18 protein-coding genes are annotated in these 19,662 nt (G+C 52.0%); 14 read left to right on the top strand and 4 right to left on the bottom strand.

The window, feature by feature from the left end; genetic code table 11:
* Nucleotides 1-124: 124 nt before the first annotated feature.
* Nucleotides 125-778: a TetR/AcrR family transcriptional regulator gene (locus tag K7H09_RS05235; protein ID WP_141441294.1), complete on the top strand. Its 654-nt coding sequence runs from the start codon at nt 125-127 to the stop codon at nt 776-778.
* Between the two features lie 21 nt (nt 779-799).
* Here the strand turns inward: K7H09_RS05235 and asd are convergent, their stop codons facing one another.
* From asd to rsgA, 3 genes are read right to left on the bottom strand one after another with little or no spacing between them, the layout of a single operon-like run.
* Nucleotides 800-1,633, bottom strand: coding sequence for an archaetidylserine decarboxylase (gene asd, locus K7H09_RS05230; protein ID WP_174788131.1), 834 nt, complete (start codon nt 1,631-1,633; stop codon nt 800-802).
* A 10-nt stretch (nt 1,634-1,643) separates the two neighbouring features.
* Entirely contained in the window at nt 1,644-2,486 is an 843-nt protein-coding gene (locus K7H09_RS05225) for a sulfurtransferase (RefSeq protein WP_230803870.1), read from the bottom strand.
* An 18-nt stretch (nt 2,487-2,504) separates the two neighbouring features.
* On the bottom strand, nt 2,505-3,524 hold the full coding sequence (gene rsgA, locus K7H09_RS05220; protein WP_022523982.1) for a small ribosomal subunit biogenesis GTPase RsgA: 1,020 nt from the start codon (nt 3,522-3,524) through the stop codon (nt 2,505-2,507).
* A gap of 776 nt (nt 3,525-4,300) precedes the next feature.
* Between rsgA and K7H09_RS05215 the strand changes: the two genes are divergently transcribed.
* The 9 genes from K7H09_RS05215 (at nt 4,301) to orn (ending at nt 12,995) form a co-directional block, all read left to right on the top strand.
* Nucleotides 4,301-5,326: a TRAP transporter substrate-binding protein gene (locus K7H09_RS05215; RefSeq protein WP_027959055.1), complete on the top strand. Its 1,026-nt coding sequence runs from the start codon at nt 4,301-4,303 to the stop codon at nt 5,324-5,326.
* A 57-nt stretch (nt 5,327-5,383) separates the two neighbouring features.
* On the top strand, nt 5,384-5,905 hold the full coding sequence (locus K7H09_RS05210; protein ID WP_041158029.1) for a TRAP transporter small permease subunit: 522 nt from the start codon (nt 5,384-5,386) through the stop codon (nt 5,903-5,905).
* Nucleotides 5,895-7,202 carry a TRAP transporter large permease gene (locus tag K7H09_RS05205; protein ID WP_230803867.1) on the top strand — a complete coding sequence of 436 codons (1,308 nt, stop codon included), beginning with the start codon at nt 5,895-5,897 and terminating at the stop codon, nt 7,200-7,202. Before K7H09_RS05210 ends, K7H09_RS05205 begins: the two co-directional genes overlap by 11 nt.
* Before the next feature lie 12 nt (nt 7,203-7,214).
* A complete protein-coding gene (locus K7H09_RS05200) occupies nt 7,215-8,414 on the top strand; it encodes a mandelate racemase/muconate lactonizing enzyme family protein (protein WP_022523977.1) in 1,200 nt (399 codons plus the stop codon).
* Nucleotides 8,415-8,425: 11 nt separating this feature from the next.
* On the top strand, nt 8,426-9,193 hold the full coding sequence (locus K7H09_RS05195; RefSeq protein ID WP_230803864.1) for an SDR family oxidoreductase: 768 nt from the start codon (nt 8,426-8,428) through the stop codon (nt 9,191-9,193).
* A gap of 9 nt (nt 9,194-9,202) precedes the next feature.
* The gene (locus K7H09_RS05190; protein WP_027959059.1) at nt 9,203-10,246 is read left to right on the top strand and encodes an L-idonate 5-dehydrogenase; all 1,044 of its coding nucleotides are present in this window, start codon (nt 9,203-9,205) and stop codon (nt 10,244-10,246) included.
* Nucleotides 10,247-10,426: 180 nt separating this feature from the next.
* Complete coding sequence (locus K7H09_RS05185) at nt 10,427-11,137, top strand: GntR family transcriptional regulator (protein ID WP_051052087.1); 711 nt, start codon at nt 10,427-10,429, stop codon at nt 11,135-11,137.
* A 24-nt stretch (nt 11,138-11,161) separates the two neighbouring features.
* On the top strand, nt 11,162-12,136 hold the full coding sequence (locus K7H09_RS05180; protein WP_009287756.1) for a 2-hydroxyacid dehydrogenase: 975 nt from the start codon (nt 11,162-11,164) through the stop codon (nt 12,134-12,136).
* 253 nt (nt 12,137-12,389) lie between these two features.
* Nucleotides 12,390-12,995, top strand: a complete 606-nt coding sequence (gene orn / locus K7H09_RS05175; RefSeq protein ID WP_039859766.1) for an oligoribonuclease — start codon at nt 12,390-12,392, stop codon at nt 12,993-12,995.
* Nucleotides 12,996-13,011: 16 nt separating this feature from the next.
* Here the strand turns inward: orn and queG are convergent, their stop codons facing one another.
* Nucleotides 13,012-14,139: a tRNA epoxyqueuosine(34) reductase QueG gene (gene queG, locus K7H09_RS05170; RefSeq protein WP_442908116.1), complete on the bottom strand. Its 1,128-nt coding sequence runs from the start codon at nt 14,137-14,139 to the stop codon at nt 13,012-13,014.
* Between the two features lie 97 nt (nt 14,140-14,236).
* Here queG and K7H09_RS05165 point away from each other — a divergent pair, with 97 nt between their 5' ends.
* The 4 genes from K7H09_RS05165 to mutL are packed head-to-tail and all read left to right on the top strand — an operon-like array spanning nt 14,237 to nt 19,628.
* Nucleotides 14,237-15,709 (top strand): bifunctional ADP-dependent NAD(P)H-hydrate dehydratase/NAD(P)H-hydrate epimerase, encoded by a 1,473-nt coding sequence (locus K7H09_RS05165; protein ID WP_035539151.1) that lies wholly within the window; start codon nt 14,237-14,239, stop codon nt 15,707-15,709.
* Between the two features lie 11 nt (nt 15,710-15,720).
* Nucleotides 15,721-16,248, top strand: coding sequence for a tRNA (adenosine(37)-N6)-threonylcarbamoyltransferase complex ATPase subunit type 1 TsaE (gene tsaE, locus K7H09_RS05160; protein WP_035539154.1), 528 nt, complete (start codon nt 15,721-15,723; stop codon nt 16,246-16,248).
* The gene (locus K7H09_RS05155) at nt 16,239-17,702 is read left to right on the top strand and encodes an N-acetylmuramoyl-L-alanine amidase (protein WP_230803861.1); all 1,464 of its coding nucleotides are present in this window, start codon (nt 16,239-16,241) and stop codon (nt 17,700-17,702) included. Before tsaE ends, K7H09_RS05155 begins: the two co-directional genes overlap by 10 nt.
* Before the next feature lie 18 nt (nt 17,703-17,720).
* Nucleotides 17,721-19,628: a DNA mismatch repair endonuclease MutL gene (gene mutL / locus K7H09_RS05150; protein WP_230804059.1), complete on the top strand. Its 1,908-nt coding sequence runs from the start codon at nt 17,721-17,723 to the stop codon at nt 19,626-19,628.
* Nucleotides 19,629-19,662: the final 34 nt, after the last annotated feature.

The raw sequence follows: 19,662 nt of genomic DNA, 5'->3' as shown, positions 1-19,662 counted from the left end.
TCCCTTGGGAAAAAGACAAATAGTGTAATGAATGCTACATTACATTTCCAGGGCAAAAAATATTACTTCTGTGCGCCGCGTCTTTATAATTAATCCTTCTTTATATACCTCTATAGGAGTGTCAATGCCACGCTCAACCACGCCAGATCCCAACATAACTGATGGCGTAACGTCGCGCGGCGTGGCGCGCCGTGAACGTCTGCTGGACGCTGCCCGGGATGTTTTTCTTGAACAGGGCTATGCCGGTGCCAGCGTTAACGAAGTGGTTGCCCGCGCCGGCGGATCTTTGGCGACGCTGTATAAGCAGTTCGGTAACAAGGAGGGATTATTCACAGCGGCGATGGAGCGTCATATCTCCACCGCTTGGGCAGTGCTGGAGGAGGGGCGACGGGATCACCAAGCCCTAGAGCAGGTGCTGTACGAGCTAGGCCGCCGAATGCTGACGTTGGTGTTCGAGCCGGGCGTGATCCGTTTAGTTCGCGGCTTAGCCTTTGAGGCCGAACGGGCTCCGGAGCTTGGTGAGCTGTTTCTCACTCGCGGCCCCGACCAGACCCGTCAGGCGCTAGCTGCTTACTTAAGCGAGCAGGTGGATAGCGGCCGTCTTGACCTCGACGATCCGCGTGAAGCGGCCGGTATGTTTATGGGAATGTTGCTTGGTGAATGGCACATTGACGCTCTGCTTGGTCGCCATGTGCGTCTTGACGAGACGCGGTGCAACGCTCGAGCTCGACGCTGTGTCGAGCTCTTCCTCTCAGGTGCGGCTAGTGCTTCGACCTAGGTCGTTCAGGGGGAAAGGTCATCAATAAGCTCCCAGCGTTTGCCCCATCTGCACCATGCTGCCCAGCGGATTGTTTGCGAAATTGGGCGGCTTGGCGAAACACATCACCACCGTTGAGCCGAGCTTGAAGCGGCCCATCTCAGCGCCTTTTTCAAGTGTGATAGGTTGGCTAAATTGTGTGCGCTGAGGGCAGCCCGCAAGCGGCGTCACCTGCCCTGACCAGACGGTTTCGATGGCAGCGACGATCATCGCACCAACCAGTACCATCGCCATGGGGCCGTGCTCGGTATCAAAGATACATACTAAGCGCTCGTTGCGGGCGAAGAGGCCCGGCACGTAGTTGGCGGTGGCCTGGTTGACCGAGAAGAGCCGCCCGGGTACGTAGATCATTTCTCGCAACGTGCCGGTTACCGGCATATGCACCCGGTGATAGTCCCGCGGGGAGAGGTAAACGGTGGCAAAGCTGCCGCCTAAAAACTCTTCTGCCAGTGTCGTATCGCCGCCGAGCAGGGTTTGCGCGGAGTAGGTGTGGCCTTTGGCCTGCACCAGTTGTCCGGCCTGTAGGCGTCCGTATTGGGAGAGCGTACCATCGGCGGGGCTGAGGATACCGTCGCCTAGCGGGCGGGCATCCGCTTTGAGCGCACGGGTGAAGAAGTCGTTGAACGTAGCGTAGGCGGTGGGGTCTGGCTCAAGCGCCTGGCTCATATCAACGTTAAAGCGCTTGATAAACGCTTTAATCAAGGTGTTTTTCACCCAGGGGTTGTCACACTGGGCGAACTGCCCGGTTAGGCGCGAGATCGCGTGGTGAGGCAGCGGATATTGGAGTAGTGAAAAGGCTTTTTGGGAAAGGGTCACAGTAATATTTTCACTTCTCAATCGGTGTGTCGTCGCGGTTGCCCCATTCACCCCAGGAGCCCGCGTAGCCGCGCATATTAAAGCCCAGTGCCTTGCCCACCAGCCAGGTGAAGCTGCTGCGGTGGTGGCTTTGGCAGTGGGTGGCAATTTCCATGTCGGGCGTGAGGCCCAGGGCGCCTAGCTCGGTGATCAGCTCGGCGTAATCGCGTATACGTAGCGCACGATTGCGATCCATGGCGTGGAGCCAATCCATATTGACCGCCCCAGGAATATGGCCCAGGTGCTTGTTGTTACCGCGTAAGCCATCGTACTCATCTTTGGAGCGCGCATCCCATACCGCAAACTGCCTATCATCGAGCTTTTCTTTGATTTCGTCGCAGGTAATCAGGGCTTGGGGGTTGAGAAACTCAGCGTGGTATTCGCTGGGGGTTGGGGCGGTCGGTTCTGTGCTCTCTTCCAGGCCCGCATCGCGCCAGGCGTGAATGCCGCCGTTCAAATAGGAGTAGCGAGTGTGGCCGATCAGGTCTAGCGTCCACAGTAACCGTGCCGCCCAACCGCCGCCTTCGTCGTCGTAAGCGACCACGTGAGTATCGCGGGTTAAGCCCAGGGCACTGAACAGCCTTGATAGCGCCTCGACGCTGGGAACGTCGCTGGGCACAGGCCCTTCACCGCGCATCAAGTAGCGAAAATCGAGGAAGATAGCCCCAGGCACATGGCCTTGGCGATAGCTATCGCCGTTGACCGGTACATCGATAATCAGCAGCTGTGGGTCATCCAAATGTTCCTGCAGCTGTTCAGACTCAACGATTAGCGGCAGCAGGTTGGATTCCGACGATTGGCTTTCGGTGCTCATGAGTAACTCCTCTAAATCCTAGCTATCCAAGCTATCAAGTATGCGCCGGTAGCTGGTAAAGCGTGCTGGATGAATCTTGCCTGCCTCGACCGCTGCGAGTAAAGCACAGCCTGGCTCATTGCGGTGGCGGCAGTCGCGGAAGCGGCAGTGACCAATATAGTCGTGAAACTCAATAAAGCCGTCGGTGACTTCCTGCTCGTTGAGGTGCACCAGGCCAAACTCGCGAATACCCGGTGAGTCGATGAGATCGCCGTCGGCCACTTCAGCGCGACTCATGGTATAGAGGCGTGCCGTGGTGGTGGTGTGAGTACCTTTGCGCGAGTCTTCCGAGAGCGCGCCAATGCGCAGGGTTTCATCGGGTAGCAGCAGGTCGATTAGCGAAGATTTGCCCACGCCGCTTTGACCGACGAATACCGAGGTGCGGCCTTCAAGCTGGCTGCGCAGATCATCCAGCCCGGTTTCGGTAGCGGTGGTGGTGCGTACGACGGGATAGCCCAAATCGCGGTAGCGTTCTAATAATTTGCCTAACTCGCCGCCATCTTCTGGCAGCAGGTCGGTTTTATTGAGGACCAGCACTGGCGCTATACCGGTGGCCTCGGCGGCGACCAGATAGCGATCGATAAGGTTGGCGTGAGGTGCGGGTTCGACCGCAAATACGATCAATAGCTGATCAATATTGGCGGCCACCGGTTTGAGCAGGCCGCGAGCGTCGGGGCGCTTTAGCACGCTGTCGCGCTCTTCCCGTGCCACCACCACGCCGGAGCCTTCTTGCCCTGCGCGCCATATCACTCTGTCGCCGGTAACTAGGCCATCCAAGTTGGCGCGTAAGTGACAGCGCACCGGTTCATTATCGCTATTGCGCACCTCCAGGGTGCGTCCAAAGTGAGCAACGACACGGCCCGGCTGTTCGGCACCGTATTCACCGGCGGCGAGTTTTTCAGCGTCTTGCACATCGCGCTTTTCGGCGCGCTGGGCACGTTCCGCCTGGACTTTCTCGACTCGCCACTGCTGCTGGCGACTTAATTTACGTTTGCTCATGACCACCTGATGATCGCTACAATAGATGTCATTGTACCTATCAAAGGTGTGATTGTACTTATCAAAGATGCCATCAAGTAGCCAAGCTCTCCTTTGTAGCTGCTTGAAGGGTCTATTTTCAGTGTTATTTAAGAAACCTCTGATTAACTATTGCGCTCGACCATACGGCGTTAAAAATCGCCTCGTGCGCGAGTCCGATCAAAATGCTCATTTACAACCCGTAAACTCCGCTTTTTCGTTGATTTTTGCCTTGTCTGGCCTTCACTCATTACGTTAATCAGAGGCTCCTTAAGTATTATTTTGTTTTTCACTATTCAGGTTGCATTCAATTCTGCTACTCATTGCAGTGCTCTCATCAACACCTAAAGGCTAAGCATTACAAGGTATCGTAACCGTGCTAAAGGTGAGATTCGCGAAGGTTGTGCGCTCGCTCTGTCTGGTGAAATGTCTCAAGAGCACTCATCAATTAGTATAAGGCATTGTAGCTGCTCACTACGCATTTACTGTGGGCGTCAAATCAGATGACCTTATGTCGTATGCACCTGAAATCGGAGTGGCTCTCGTAAGGAATTGTTTTATATAACATAAAATGTATTCTTATACATTTTATGTTCTGAGCCAGGCTGAATTATAGGGTTGTATAAGCATAGGTCTCACTAGTCTTTTTATGGGTCTTTAAAAAATCTTCACCAAGGGCTATTTGACACAGCAATCTGAGGGCTGCTATTAATATTTTGTGATATATCACAGCATGCATCGCAAACATGGAGCAGCTTATGAAAACTATAAAAAGATCTATCGTAGCAGCGCTTGGCATTGCTTTACTCACGCCTTTAACCAACAGTTACGCGCAAGATGTAACAACGCTTAACTTTCAAACGCATCATAGTTCCTCATCGCTACAAGGGGAGGCTCTTATTAGATTTGCCGATTTGGCAAACGAAATGTCAGGCGGTAGTTTAGATATAAAAATGCATACTGACTCAGCAGTAGTGAAAGCGTCTGAGGCATTTGAGTCAGCCAGCATGGGAATTATTGATGGTGATGCAACAGGGGCAGGATATATAACGGGTAAAAATCCAGCCTTTCAATTTTATGGCGATATCATGGGAGGGTACAACACACCTCACGAGTTAATCGGTTGGTATAAAGATGGAGGTGGATTAGAGCTAGCTAACGAACTATATCACAAGTTTGATATGCACTTGGTTGGAGTGTTTGTCGCGACTCCTGAAGCGCTCAGCTCGACTACTGAGTTAGCGGGGATAGAAGATATAGATGGTTGGAAGTTCCGCTCTCCTCCTGGTATGGAGTCTGAAATATTTGCAAGTTTGGGAGCTGGCCCAGTTGTAATGCCTTTTGGTGAAGTGTTTACGGCGATGTCCACAGGAACCGTTTCCGGCGCGGATGCATCCACCTTGGCAGTGAATAAAGGTTTAGGTCTCTACGATATAGCAGAGCATGCTACTTATCCGGGTTTTCATTCAATGCCCATTGAGCACGTGGCGATGAATCTTGAAAAGTGGAATAGCCTTAGTGAAGCAGAGCAACAAATACTTCGTTCTGCTCTGGATACCATTGCATTGGAGATAGTTCAAGACTCCACGATGCTCGATCGTCAAGCAGCAGTAGAACTTAGACAAGAAGGTGTAACTCTACACGATTGGAGCGAGGAAGACCGTCAGGTATTCAGGGAAGCAGCTCAAGCAGTGTGGGAAGATTGGTCGACACGTAGTCCTGAAGCGAAAGCCGCGTACGATTCACATATCGCCTATATGACGAAAATAGGCATCCTTGAATAGATGAAAATGCCAATAAACCGAGGCCATTAGGCCTCGGCTTACTCAAGGAGAGACTCTATGCCACCTGCTAAGCATAAGTCATCGATTGCAAAAACAATAACGGCACTTTTTTCTTTGCTGCTACTCGTGATTGTGGCCGTCACTTTTTACGAAGTGTTAGCCAGGTATATATTTAAAGCTCCCACCCTTTGGGCCAATGAGCTGGCACTTTGGTTATCTGCGATTCTTTATGCGGCGGCAGGTGTCTATGCAATGCAGCTCGACCAACACCTCCGTATTACCGTCTTATATGACGCTTCGCCATCTTGGCTAAAGCGAGTATTCGACTGTATCCAGCTTATTTGCGTGCTTACTTACTGCTTGGCGGTATCCTGGTTCGGTTGGCCCAGTTCATGGAAAGCATTGTCAACGTGGGAGCGCTTTGGTACCGCTTGGAACCCTCCCATACCTGCGACAGTCAAGCCTGCCATAGTGTGCGCAGCACTGATAATAGCGATCTACGCGATTATCAATTTCGTCAACAATATGCGGGGGATCGACACTCGCTCACTGGCTGAGGAGAAGGGACGTGTCGATTGAGTTAATTACCCTAGTACTTGTTCTTGGCGTTCTATTTCTGATGGCTATAGGTGTGCCGCTGGCCTTTGCTGCGGGCTCTCTTGCGATCACAATCGCTTACTTTAATTATGGTACTCCCGTCATCGCCATTGCCCACAAAACGATATATGGGCTGGCTACTGAGTATGCATTACTCTCTATTCCGTTGTTTATATTTATGGCAACGCTGTTAGAAAGATCGAGAATAGCCCACGACCTTTACAATAGTCTCAATAAACTATTTGGACACCGAAAAGGTGGCGTAATGACCGTTACGCTTGTTATATCCATCTTTATGGCTGCCATAAGCGGTATCATAGGTGGTGAGATTGTTCTGCTCGGTCTAGTGGCACTACCTCAAATGTTGAGGCTTAACTATGATAAAAAACTGGCAATTGGAGTGATCTGTGCTGGCGGTTCCTTGGGGACAATGATCCCTCCGTCAATTGTACTAATTGTTTATGGGCTCACCGCCGAAGTCTCAGTGCATAAATTGTTTCTCGCTTCATTTGTTCCAGGCTTTGTATTAGCGCTTGCCTATTATGCTTATATCTATATTCGTTGTACGTTAAATCCAAACCTAGCCCCAATGCCCGATAAAGTAGAAGTCGAAGCCATTGGTTGGAAGGACATCATTCATGGTTTCCTTCCGTTTCTGTTGCTAATTTTTATCGTGTTTGGGTGCATCTATGGTGGAATAACATCAATTACAGAAGCAGCTGGGGTAGCTGTGGGCGCCACCCTTATGGTGATATATGCACGCAAAGAGCTTTGCAAAGAGTTAGTGTGGCAAGCGCTTAAAAGGACGCTCCTGTCATGCGGTATCATTTTATGGGTAACTTTTGGCGCAGCTGTATTAATTGGAATATACAATCTCTCAGGGGGGCAACAGTATGTTACTAGCTTTATTGCTGGGCTAGGTATTTCTCCCTTTGCAACAATCTTGGTTATGATGCTCGTGTTTTTTGTGCTTGGGCTGTTTATGGATTGGATTGGAATACTGCTTCTTACAATTCCTATTTTTGTACCCATTGTAACTCATTTAGGTTATGACCCAGTATGGTTTGGTGTGCTCTTTTCACTAACGATGCAAGTTGCATTTTTGTCACCTCCATTTGGGCCGGCTGCATTTTATTTGAAAAGTGTTGCCCCACCTGAGATCAGCCTTCAAACAATATACGCTTCGCTTTGGCCATTTATGCTTATACAAATAGCAATACTGGTATTTATGTTGGCTTTTCCTGGTATAGCACTTTGGTTGCCTGCCGCACTCAGCTAAAAAGGATTAAAAATGAAAATAACAGCGATAAAAACATATCGACTAAAAGAATTTTCCAATGTGCTTTGGGTACACGTTGAAACGGATGCTGGTATCGTCGGTTTAGGTGAAACATTTTATGGTGCTGGGGCTGTAGAGGCCCATATACACGAAACACTTTCCGAGCGATTGTTGGGCAAAGATCCTCTTCATATTGAGGCTTTGCACAAAGAGATGGTATCACTCCCCATGGCGCAGTCTTCAACAGGCGCTGAATACCGCGCAGCCTCTGCTATCGACATAGCTCTCTGGGATATCTTTGGTAAAGTATGTAACCAGCCAGTCCACCAAATGTTAGGGGGGCTTTGTTGGGAGAAAATTCGTATATATAACACTTGCGCAGGTTATCGTTACGTTCGAACCAACAATATCAAGCCGGTTTCAAATTGGAATATAGGTGCCTCAGAGGGGCCTTATGAGGATCTGGACGGCTTTATGAACCGCCCAGCGCAGTTAGCTGAAAATCTCCTGGAGTCGGGTATTACGGCAATGAAAATCTGGCCATTTGACCCCGCTGCTGCTGAGACGCGTGGCCAGTACATCACCTCACCGCAAATGAAAAAAGCGATAAAACCTTTCGAAGAAATACGTAAGGCTGTTGGCGATGAAATTGACATCATGGTTGAGTTTCATTCTCAGTGGAATTTACCGACCGCAAAAAATATTGCTAAGGAATTGGAGCAATTTAATCCCACTTGGTATGAAGACCCCATCCGAATGAACTCACCGCAAGCACTTGCTGAGTTTGCCGCTTCTACCTCTGTTTGGACGTGTGCCAGTGAAACGCTTGGCTCTCGTTGGCCCTATAAAGACATGCTGGATCGTGACGCAACCCATGTGGTTATGGTCGATCTCTGCTGGACAGGGGGGTTAACAGAAGGGCGCAAAATAGCCTCCCTTGCCGAAACCTGGCATCGCCCTTTTGCTCCTCATGACTGTATTGGCCCGGTCGGGTTTGTGGCCGCCATTCATATGTCGTTTAGCCAGCCAAACACGCTCATTCAGGAGAGTGTAAGAGCTTTTTATCGAGGCTGGTACACCGAGTTGGTAACGGCTGTACCCAAAATCGAGAATGGCTTTGTATACCCCATGGAAGGGCCAGGGCTTGGTGTTGAATTACTGCCCACTTTCTTTAAACGCTCCGATTTGAGCGTGAGAAAAACGTCACTTTAAAGGAGATACCCATGGCAACGAATCTTTTTGATTTAACAGGTAAAACCGCTCTCATTACCGGCTCTTCACGGGGCTTGGGTCGCGCTTTTGCCGAGGGGCTTGCAAGTGCTGGAGCTTCGATCATTCTTAATGGCACGAGCCTAGAGAGGCTAGAGGCAGCTAAAAGAGAGATGACTCAGAGTGGCTATCATGTCGAAATAGCAGCTTTTGATGTCACCAATGAAAGCGAGATTAAATCAGCCTTCGACCAATTCGATAAAGCTGGTATCAATATTGACATTTTGATAAATAATGCCGGAATACAATTTAGAAAGCCGATGGTTGAGCTTGAAACATCCGATTGGCACCGTGTAATCGATACTAATTTAACCTCAGCTTTTGTTGTCGGCAGAGAAGCGGCAAAGCGAATGATTGAGCGTGGTCACGGAAAGATAATTAATATCGGATCCCTAACCAGTGAGCTAGCCCGGGCAACGGTTGCTCCCTACACGGTAGCCAAGGGTGGGGTTAAAATGCTGACTAAGGCGATGGCAGCTGAGTGGGGAGAGCATGGTATCCAGGCTAACGCCATTGGGCCTGGTTATATGTTGACTGATATGAATGAAGCCCTAACCTCAAACCCAGATTTTGATGCATGGGTAAAAAGCCGAACACCTGCCCGTCGTTGGGGAAAGCCTGAGGAACTCGCAGGAACAGCCATTTACCTTAGCTCCGCTGCTTCAGCCTATGTTAATGGACAAATAATTTATGCTGATGGCGGCATGATATCAGTGCTATAGGGGGCCTTTATGCAAACAATAGTCATACACTCCCCCGGTGACTTGCGCGTCGAAGAGCATCAAGAAGCGCATCCGCCTGGTTCAGGTGAAGCAAAAATAACGATTAGTAAAGGTGGTATTTGCGGCTCTGACCTTCATTACTTCCATAACGGCGGTTTTGGTGCGGTAAGGTTGCAAGAGCCTATGGTTCTAGGACATGAAGTAGCTGGTGTTGTCGCGGAACTTGGCATAGGTGTTTCACATTTGAAAGTGGGCGATAAGGTGGCTGTGAATCCTTCTATGCCTTGTGGCACATGCCAGTACTGTCAAAATGGCCAACGAAACCAATGCGAAGACATGCGTTTTTTTGGAAGTGCCATGCGTTTTCCTCATCAACAGGGGTTGTTTCGCCAAAATGTCACGATTCCAGCCCAACAACTCTACCCGCTACAACCCGATACTGACCTGACATATGCTGCTTGCGCAGAGCCTTTAGCCGTTTGCCTCCATGCTGTACGCCAAGCAGGCTCTTTGGTCGGGAGTAACGTATTAGTCTCGGGATGCGGGCCGATTGGCTGCTTAACGGTACTTTCTGCTGCTCGTGCTGGGGCTCAATATATTACCGCGACAGATCTTTCTGATGCTCCTTTAGCGATTGCGGCTCAATTAGGTGCGCATCGTAGTGTTAATCTCAATAGCCAACCAGATGCGTTGACCTCCCTTGCTCACGGGAAGGGTAGCCAAGATGTTATCTTTGAATGCTCGGGTAGCCCCAAAGCACTTGCGTCGGCATTAGAGATTATTAAGCCCGGCGGTATTATTATTTTGGTCGGTTTAGGTGGTGAGATTCCATTTCCCTTAAATTTAGCGGTTGCTAAGGAGGTTAAGATGATGGGGAGCTTCCGCTTTGACGAGGAATTTTCCCAGGCAGCTGATCTTATTGATAGAAAGGTGGTTGATTTAAAACCTTTCGTATCTTCAGTTATACCTTTTGGAGAGGCAAAGTCTGCTTTCGATCTAGCTTCTCTGCGTGAAAAATCCATGAAAGTTCAGCTTGATTTTGACGGAAAATGAGTTTTTACATGGTAATTTGTTGTGCTTTTTTTGATAGAGGTTGATTGAATGTTAGATTTGTGTTTGCTATGAAAGGTGCGATGAGTATTTTTATTTATTTACCAAGTATAATATTTTATTTGGCGAGCTTATGCATGGAAAAATAGGCAAGTTTTGTCCGATAACAATGGCTGAATAGATATGAGCAATAAAACTAGTAATGCGGGTCAGAACCTGCTTGATCTCGCCTATGATAAGCTTGAAGAACTCATTGTCACCTGCGAGCTAAAGCCAGGCAGCCATCTTAGGATTCAAGACTTACAAACGATGACAGGCTTTAATCGAATGCCGGTGTATCAGGCGACAACTCGTTTGGCTGCTGATACGTTAATGATTATTCATCCGCGACAAGGTGTCCAGATTTCACCAATAGACTTGTCTCGTGCTTCATTACTGCTTGACTTACGTCGAGACCTTGAAAGGTTTGTTATATCGCTGGCTAGCCAAAGGGCAAGCGACGCGCAAAGAAGTCAGTTTCGCCACATAGCTAACTTGTTAAAAACAAGTGAGTCTTTAACTATCTCTGAATTCAATGCTTATGATAGCAAAATAGACCAAATGGTGCTTTCCGCGTGCGGTGAGCCTTTTCTACAGTATACGCTTAGACCTCTGCATACTATTTTTCGAAGAATTGGCTGGGTTTATCACTCCTATACTGCCGGTGGGGAAAGTCTTGATAGTACCGTGGAAGGTCATATCGCTGTCCTGGATGCCATACTTTCCGGTAAGCCAGAACAAGCCGCACTGGCATCTGATAAGCTTATTGACTTTGTGAAAGATATGTTGCCGGTTTTAAGCGATGAATTACCTCCTAGTGTCTTTGATGTAAGAATGGAATTTAAACAACCTTAATTTAATAACAATACTGGAGCTTCCATGGACATAGTCTTTCATGGCAAAAATGCACAAACATTTTTTAGCAATTTTGAATCCCTTCTTGAGGACGATCACACCATAAAACTGTTGCCAGATACGCTCGAATCCGAAGAAGATATTGCTTGCTATGCCGGTGCCGATGTCATTGTTGGTGTCAAACATGATTCATCGCTACCTACTTTAACAAAAACAAAGTTGTTTCATGTCCCAGGCGCTGGTTATGACGGTTTAGACCTCTCTCTGCTTCCAAGCACAACAACGGTCTGTAATTGTTTTGGCCATGAGCAAGCCATCGTTGAGTATATTATATCAGCTCTGCTGCTGAGACATGTTCCTCTAGCGGATGCTGATAAAAAATTAAGACATGGTGACTGGGAGTATTGGGCTGGTGGTGCATCAGGCCTACGCACTGAGCTATCTTCTGAATCCATAGGTATCATCGGTTTTGGACATATTGGGAAAGAATTGGCAAGTCGAGCTCATGCTTTTGGAATGGATGTTTCAATAGCAAATAGGAGCATAGTTGAAGCGTCTAACCAAATAAAAAAATATTATGCTTTTGATGATCTATCTTCTATGTTGAAAGATGTCGATATTGTCGTTAATACGCTTCCGCTGTCTAAAGATACTGAAGGTTTTATTGGTCAAAAAGAGTTTAAAGATATGAAAAGGAGCGCTGTTTTTGTCAATGTTGGTCGTGGCCGCGTGGTTGATGAGAAAGCGTTATTTGATGCCCTAAATGAGTCGAGAATTGCTAGCGCGGTCATAGATACTTGGTATGTCTATCCAGCAGGCTCAGAGTCTAACCCTTTACCCGCTTCTCTTCCTTTCCATGAATTAGACAACGTGATTATGACCCCGCACATGTCAGGATGGACACACGGTACGGTAAAGCGCCGCCAGTTAACGATGGCACGCAATATTAATAAACTTTCCAAGGGTGACGGCGATCTTGTGAACATTGTTTCTACTTAAATGCCAATTAAATCAGAGATCTGCTTGTGAACCTTTACCCATAATTAAAACGGCATAGTTTGCTGATGATATAGCTTCAGCGGCAAATGCGGGACTGTTTCCCCTCGTGTTAAAGTGCGAGAATTTATAGGGCCTGTGGACGTTTCGTCGTGATTCACGCTGAAACGTCCACAGGCCCGTGTTTAACTGTAAGCGTAAATTTAAGGCACAATGGCATGGTGTGAATAGCCATTTAGGCAAAAGGATAACGGTAATGAGCAACGATACGACGGGTGCAACAGAAGGAAAAACAGCGCCGCGGAATGATCTGCTGGTGTGGATTGATCTAGAGATGACCGGTCTCGATCCTAATAAAGAGCGCATCATTGAAGTAGCCACGCTCATTACAGATGCGGATTTGAATGTGGTCGCCGAGGGGCCGGTTATTGCGGTGAAGCAGCCCGATAGTCTGCTGGCGCAGATGGATGACTGGAACCAGAAAACCCACGGCGAATCAGGCTTAGTCGCACGCGTGAAGGCAAGCCAAGTGGAAACCGCTGAAGCTGAGCAGCAAACCCTGGCGTTTTTGCAGCAGTACGCAGTGGCAGGTTCGTCGCCCATGTGTGGCAACAGCATCCATCAGGATCGTCGTTTTCTCGAGCGTGAAATGCCTGCGTTGCTCAACTTTTTCCACTACCGCAATCTTGATGTGTCTACCATAAAAGAAGTGGCCAAACGCTGGAACCCCGGTGCGCTGGCGGGCTTTAGTAAACAGAATGTGCACTTGGCCATGGACGATATTAAAGAGTCGATTGCCGAGCTGGCCCACTACCGCAATACATTTTTACGCGTTGATCAGCGCAGCGACGAAGAAGAATAGCTAAGAAGAGTAGCGTTTAAGACGCGTCAGTGGCAATGCGCTCACTGCGTTTAAGACGCTGCTCCTCAAGCGCCCAGGCGACGTGTTCACGCACCAGCGAGCTTGGGTAGGCTCTGCGCGCCCAGAGCGCGGCTTCAACGGCCTCGCTCCAGGGCGCGTTACCCAGGCCAATGGCGATATTGCGCAGCCAGCGCTGGTAGCCAATGCGCCGAATGGGGCTGCCAGCGGTTTTATCCAGAAACTCCGCTTCGCCCCAGCCAAACAGGCTAATAAGCGATGCGCGATCCAGGTCATGGCGCGGCTCAAAGTCATCTTCCTGGGTAATATGGGTAAAACGCGTAAAAGGGCATACCAATTGGCAGTCATCGCAGCCGTAAATACGGTTGCCCATGGCGCGACGAAACTCGACTGGAATCGCCCCGTGCAACTCAATAGTGAGATACGAAATGCACTTGCGCGAGTCGACCACTTTATCGTCAACAATGGCACCGGTGGGGCAGGCCACTTTGCACGCGTTACAGCTACCGCAGTGTTCGTGCTCAAACGGTGCGTCAATGGGCAATGGAAGGTCAGTATAGAGTTCGCCAACAAAAAACAGCGAACCCGCCTTGGGGTTGAGCAGCATGGCGTTTTTGCCAAACCAGCCGAGCCCCGCTTTTTGAGCCAGGGCGCGTTCCATCACCGGCGCTGAGTCGACAAAAGCGCGGTAACCGAAGCTGCCGACTTCCTGCTCAATTTTTTTTGCTAATAGGGCTAACCGTTTGCGGATTAGCTTGTGATAATCACGGCCAAGGGCGTAGCGCGATACATAGGCGCGGTTGGGCTGACCGAGCACCTTGGTGCTCTCCACCTCGGCGGGCAGGTAATCCATACGCACGCTGATAATGCGTTGAGTGCCGGGTTCCAGCTCCTCTGGGCGAGTGCGCTTGGTGCCATGCTTGGCCATAAAGCCCATTTCGCCGTGGTAGCCCTTTTCCAGCCACGCGTCGAGGTGGTCTTCATGAGCCGACAGTTCAGTATCGGTGATGCCCACCTGCTGAAAACCCAGCTCTCGCCCCCAGGTTTTAATCAGGTCGGCAAGGCGAGCAAGTTTCTGGTCAGTCATTGCACCATCAGAACGTGCAAAGGCAGTGGAATTCGACATAGTCAATCAACAGCAAGGCATTAAGCGCGCTATGCTAACGCATTGGCAGCCATCAAAACATGTGAAAGGAGCGATCGTGACAGTCCCGAATACTTCCATGCTACGCCCCCTCTATAAAGCCGCCCAGGTTCAGGAACTCGATCGGCGCACGATCGCCGGGGGTATCGATGGCTTTGCATTGATGCAGCGCGCCGCCTCAAGCGCCTGGCACAGCTTCCGCTCCCGCTGGCCACAAGCACGTAGTATCACCGTGCTATGTGGGAGTGGCAACAACGGTGGCGATGGTCACGTGCTGGCAGCGCTAGCCATGCAGTCGGGCCTCAAAGTGCAGCGGATAACCCTTAAGTCCGTTGAAGAGCTCAGCGGCGACGCGGCCCGTGCCGCAGAATTAGCAACATCCGCGGGCGTGGGCTGCGAGGAGTGGCACGCTGGGATTGAGCTCACCGGCGAAGTGATTGTTGATGCATTGCTGGGTACCGGGTTGACCGGTGAAGTAGAGGGGCGCTTCAAGCGTGCTATTGAAACGATCAACGCTGCAAAGCAGCCAGTCCTGGCGATTGATATTCCCTCTGGATTGGTTGCCGACACCGGTGCGGTACCGGGTATTGCTGTGAAGGCCTCCTGCACGGTGACCTTTATTGGCGATAAGGTTGGATTACATACAGGTGATGCCCCTGCCTATACTGGCGAGATCGACTTTCGACCCCTGGGTGTCAAAGCCCAGGCCTATTTCGATATTCCCCCCACGGCTTGGCGGCTGGATGATTCGCTGCTGGCAGAGGCTTTTGCACCACGCCTGCGTACCAGCCATAAAGGCGACATGGGCCATGTGCTGATCATGGGCGGCGCCCCTGGTTTCGGAGGTGCCGCGCTGCTGGCCTGTCAGGCTGCTGCCCGCTTAGGGGCGGGTAAAGTAAGCTTGGCGACTGCCCCAGAACATATTGCCGCCAGTTTGGTGCGTTGCCCGGAGGTGATGGCTCATGGCGTACGCGGTGGCGCTGAGGCCGCTGAACTGCCCAGTAACGCTGACGTTGTGGTGGTCGGGCCAGGGCTTGGCCAAGCTGCCTGGGGGCAGGCGGTGCTGCAGAGTGCGCTGCAGGCAGATAAGCCGCTGGTGGTAGATGCCGACGGGCTTAACCTCCTGGCGCGCCAGTGGCCGGAGGTTCGCCGTGATAACTGGATTTTGACTCCACACCCCGGTGAGGCCGCGCGACTATTGAACTGTTCCGTTGCCGATATCCAATCCGACCGGCCCGCTGCTGCCCAGGCACTGCAACGCGCTCGGGGTGGTGTGGTGATTTTAAAAGGCGCGGGCAGTTTAATTGCTGGGCCTAGCGGTTTGGTGGTGTGCCCTTACGGGAACCCCGGTATGGCCAGCGGCGGCATGGGCGATGTGCTCAGCGGCATGCTGGGGGCGTTGGTTGCTCAGCGGGGCGAGGTGGAGTTTAGTGTCTGGCTAGGTGCCATGGTGCATGCGTTAGCGGCCGATCGCGCGGCAGCGGAAGAAGGCGAGCGTGGCCTGCTGGCCAGCGATCTGGCATCCTATGCGCGAAAATTGATTAATCCGTGAAGGCAGCCCACATGCAGGTGCAATTAGACAACGAAGAGGCCCAGGTCGCTTTTGGCGAAACTCTCGGGCACGTATTGCAAGGACGCGGGCTCGTCTATCTAGAGGGTGAGCTAGGTGCCGGTAAAACCACGTTAACGCGTGGCATCCTGCGGGCTTACGGCCATCAAGGGGCGGTTAAAAGCCCCACTTACACCTTGGTAGAGCCTTATGAGTTGAACGATCAACGGGTTTATCATCTGGATTTATACCGCTTAGCGGATCCAGAAGAGCTTGAGTTTATTGGTGGTCGAGACGTGCTGGCCGACGATGCAGTCACCATTATTGAGTGGCCCAGCCGCGGTGAAGGGTGGTTGCCAGCGCCTGACCTGCGCCTAACCTTGGAAGTAGTGGCGCAAGGGCGTTTAGTCTCATTAGCTGCGGGTAGTGATAACGGTCAGCGTATGCTTGAATTATTGCGAAGTAAGGTAAGTAGCAAGGTAAGTGCAGTCAGTAAAGAAGGTTCTGACCAGTTGGAGAACGGTGTGATTCAATGGAAATGAAGGGCATAGCGGCAGGTGTATATCGCTTATTAGCCGCCGGTTTTTTTGCCCTGGCGGCGGTTGATGTACAAGCGTCCAGCGTAGAGAGCATGCGGCTTTGGGCGGCGCCAGATCATGCCCGGCTGGTGTTTGATCTCTCCGCTGCGACTAATGCCAACGTATTTTCGCTGGAGAACCCGGCGCGGTTGGTGATTGATTTAGATGATACCCAAATGGATACCGACCCCAGTACGCTGCCTTTGCACGACAGTGCAATTACCTCGGTGCGTACCGGCGTGCGGGAGGGTGGGGGCCTGCGGGTAGTGCTTGAACTCAATCGAGAAATTGAGCCACGCCATTTTACCCTGACACCTAACGACCAGTACGGTCACCGACTGGTCGTTGATCTCGAATATCCTGGTGAGAGTGCCGTCGAGAATCCGATTGACCCCATTGAGGCGATGATTCGGGATCAGGAAATTCAGGCCCAGCGGGCATCTGCTCAAGGCCAGCTGTCGGACAGCGTGGCGCCGCCTAGCGAGGCAGCGCCGACAGAAGTGCAGGCAGCCAAGCCGCACCCAAGGCGCGATATTATTATTGCCGTCGACGCCGGTCATGGCGGTGAAGACCCGGGGGCGATTGGCCCTTCAGGCACACGGGAAAAGGACGTAGTGCTGGAAATTGCCCGTCGCCTAGCCGCTGAAGTGAACGGTACTGAGGGCTTTAAAGCCGTGCTGGTGCGGGATGGTGACTACTATATAGGGTTGCGTCAGCGTACCGCACTGGCACGTGAGCAAAAAGCCGACTTTTTTGTCTCGATACACGCCGATGCTTTCACCAGCCCAAGACCCCAAGGGAGCTCGGTCTATGCGCTTTCTCAGCGCGGCGCCACCTCGGAAACCGCCCAGTGGCTGGCGGATAGTGAGAACCGCTCCGACCTTATCGGCGGTGTCGATGGCAGTCTCTCCTTGCGTGATAAAGACCAGGTGCTGCGCGGCGTGTTGTTGGATTTGACCATGACTGCCACGCTGAATGACTCGCTCTCGATCGGTGGTCAGGTATTGGAGCAGTTAGGCCGCATTAACCGGCTGCATAAGTCGCGGGTCGAGCAGGCTGGGTTTATGGTACTGAAGTCTCCCGATATCCCCTCGCTGTTGATCGAGGTTGGCTTTATCTCTAACCCTGACGAAGAGCGTCGGCTACGCGACCCAGTACACCAATCAGGGCTTTCTCAGGCTATCTTCAGCGGTTTGCGCGAGCATTTTGAGCGCTTCCCACCGCCGGCCAGCCTGCTTGCCTGGCAGCGTGATAATCAGCGTCGCCCTTCGGGTAACGAGTACCGTATTCAGTCGGGAGACACCCTGTCAGCGATTGCTGTGCGTCATGGCGTGCCGGTTAATCAGTTGAGGCAGGCCAATGACCTGAATGGTGACGTGATTCGTGTTGGCCAAGTGTTACAGATTCCCCGTTCATGAGGTGCCGTGTTGACTGATATGACCGCTACCGCACCGCGTATACAGGTACTCGACCCGCGGTTGGCCAACCAGATTGCCGCCGGGGAGGTGGTTGAGCGCCCCTCATCGGTCACCAAAGAGTTGATAGAGAACGCTATTGATGCTGGCAGCCAGCGTATCGAAGTAGAGATCGAGCAAGGGGGCGCGCGGCTGATCAAAGTGCGCGATGACGGGATTGGCATTGGCGAAGAGGATTTACCGCTGGCCCTGGCCCGCCATGCCACCAGTAAGATTGGCAGCCTGGAAGACTTAGAGGGCGTTAGTTCGCTAGGCTTTCGCGGTGAAGCGCTGGCATCGATTAGCTCCGTCTCGCGGCTGGAGCTGATCTCCAATGCCGAAGACGACCCCCGCCATGGCTGGCGGGTGGTTGCGGAAGGGCGGGGCATGGAAGCACGGGTGACACCTGCGCCACACCCCCGTGGTACCAGCGTTGGCGTGCGCGATCTGTTTTTTAATACCCCCGCCCGGCGCAAGTTTCTGCGCACAGAAAAGACCGAATTTGCCCATGTAGAAGAGGCATTTCGCCGTCAGGCGCTATCCCGCTACGACATCGCCTGGGTATTGCGCCATAACCAAAAAGTCATTCACCAGTTGCCCGCCGGTCACTCTGCGGCGGCCCGGGAGCGGCGTATTGCCTCGCTGTTGGGCAAGAATTTTATCGAGCATGCTCGCTATATCGAGCGCGAAGCGGGCGGTATACGGCTAAGCGGCTGGGTTGGCTTGCCCACCCACTCGCGCTCACAGGCTGACCAACAGTACTTTTTTGTCAATGGACGCGTGGTGCGTGATCGTTTGGTCGCCCACGCGGTGCGTCAGGCCTATCGTGATGTGCTGTTTAACGGCCGTCATCCGGTCTTTGTGCTCTATCTGGAGCTTGATCCAGACGTTGTGGACGTCAACGTCCACCCCACCAAGCATGAAGTGCGCTTTCGTGATGGTCGTATGGTTCACGACTTTCTCTATTCGAGCCTCCATCACTCCCTGGCGTCGGCTAAACCCGCTGAGAGTGCAGAGGAGCATGATGCCGAGGTGGCTGATACGTCAGGCGTATCGCCACAGGGCGAAGCTTCAGAAATGGGGGCTGAACAACCCCGCTGGCAGCAGCAGGGGATTGCGCTGCCCCACTCGCCGGATCGCCACCCCGGTGCTGAGCGCGTGCGCCGCTTTATGCAGGGTTATCAGGCGCTACACCCCAATCACGAAGAAACGCTGTTAACGCCTCAGCCGAGCCCTCCCAGTGAGCGAGGTAGTGAGGTGCGTGAAGCGCCCCTGGCGATGCCTGATAACGATCCCACTGCGCCACCACCACTAGGGTTTGCGCTAGGGCAGTTGCACGGCATTTATATTCTGGCCCAGAACGCTGAGGGATTGGTGCTGGTGGATATGCATGCCGCCCATGAGCGAATCGTCTATGAGCGCATGAAGACACAGCTGGCCGCTGCCAAAGGGTTGGATGCGCAGCCGCTGCTAGTGCCTGTCTCCATTGCCGCTAGCCGGGCCGAAGTGGCCACGGCAGAGAGCGAGCAAGAGGCAATTGCCAAGCTGGGTATTGAGCTGGATATCGCCGGGCCAGAGACGCTGCTGGTACGCCAACTGCCGGCGTTACTTGCCCAGGCTGATCCTGAGGCGCTGGTGCGTCAGATGCTGGAAGAGCTGGCGCGCTATGGGCGTACCCATCAAGTCGAGGCTAGGGTGCATGAACTACTCTCTACCATGGCCTGTCATGGCAGCGTGCGTGCCAACCGTCGGCTTACTATTGACGAGATGAACGCGCTATTGCGCGACATGGAGCGCACCGAGCGCAGCGACCAATGTAATCACGGTCGTCCCACCTGGACGCAGATGGGGCTCAAAGCGCTTGATCGGCTCTTCTTGCGCGGCCAATAGATGCTTGAACAACAGCTGCGCGATCAGTAATCAC

It is taken from the genome of Halomonas sp. IOP_14 (assembly GCF_021021315.1).
GTDB lineage: Bacteria > Pseudomonadota > Gammaproteobacteria > Pseudomonadales > Halomonadaceae > Vreelandella > Vreelandella titanicae.
Note: the sequence above shows the minus strand (reverse complement) of the source record. Positions and strands in the feature narration are given on the sequence as shown.

Excerpts from the sequence above, each read along its gene's own strand:
- K7H09_RS05225 (WP_230803870.1), bottom strand. The coding sequence starts at position 2,486 with ATGAGCACCGAAAGCCAATCGTCGGAATCCAACCTGCTGCCGCTAATC.
- queG (WP_442908116.1), bottom strand. The coding sequence starts at position 14,139 with ATGTCGAATTCCACTGCCTTTGCACGTTCTGATGGTGCAATGACTGAC.
- K7H09_RS05190 (WP_027959059.1), top strand. The coding sequence starts at position 9,203 with ATGCAAACAATAGTCATACACTCCCCCGGTGACTTGCGCGTCGAAGAG.
- tsaE (WP_035539154.1), top strand. The coding sequence starts at position 15,721 with ATGCAGGTGCAATTAGACAACGAAGAGGCCCAGGTCGCTTTTGGCGAA.
- K7H09_RS05235 (WP_141441294.1), top strand. The coding sequence starts at position 125 with ATGCCACGCTCAACCACGCCAGATCCCAACATAACTGATGGCGTAACG.
- K7H09_RS05215 (WP_027959055.1), top strand. The coding sequence starts at position 4,301 with ATGAAAACTATAAAAAGATCTATCGTAGCAGCGCTTGGCATTGCTTTA.
- K7H09_RS05180 (WP_009287756.1), top strand. The coding sequence starts at position 11,162 with ATGGACATAGTCTTTCATGGCAAAAATGCACAAACATTTTTTAGCAAT.
- rsgA (WP_022523982.1), bottom strand. The coding sequence starts at position 3,524 with ATGAGCAAACGTAAATTAAGTCGCCAGCAGCAGTGGCGAGTCGAGAAA.
- K7H09_RS05165 (WP_035539151.1), top strand. The coding sequence starts at position 14,237 with ATGCTACGCCCCCTCTATAAAGCCGCCCAGGTTCAGGAACTCGATCGG.
- K7H09_RS05155 (WP_230803861.1), top strand. The coding sequence starts at position 16,239 with ATGGAAATGAAGGGCATAGCGGCAGGTGTATATCGCTTATTAGCCGCC.
- K7H09_RS05210 (WP_041158029.1), top strand. The coding sequence starts at position 5,384 with ATGCCACCTGCTAAGCATAAGTCATCGATTGCAAAAACAATAACGGCA.
- K7H09_RS05195 (WP_230803864.1), top strand. The coding sequence starts at position 8,426 with ATGGCAACGAATCTTTTTGATTTAACAGGTAAAACCGCTCTCATTACC.
- mutL (WP_230804059.1), top strand. The coding sequence starts at position 17,721 with ATGACCGCTACCGCACCGCGTATACAGGTACTCGACCCGCGGTTGGCC.
- K7H09_RS05200 (WP_022523977.1), top strand. The coding sequence starts at position 7,215 with ATGAAAATAACAGCGATAAAAACATATCGACTAAAAGAATTTTCCAAT.
- orn (WP_039859766.1), top strand. The coding sequence starts at position 12,390 with ATGAGCAACGATACGACGGGTGCAACAGAAGGAAAAACAGCGCCGCGG.
- K7H09_RS05185 (WP_051052087.1), top strand. The coding sequence starts at position 10,427 with ATGAGCAATAAAACTAGTAATGCGGGTCAGAACCTGCTTGATCTCGCC.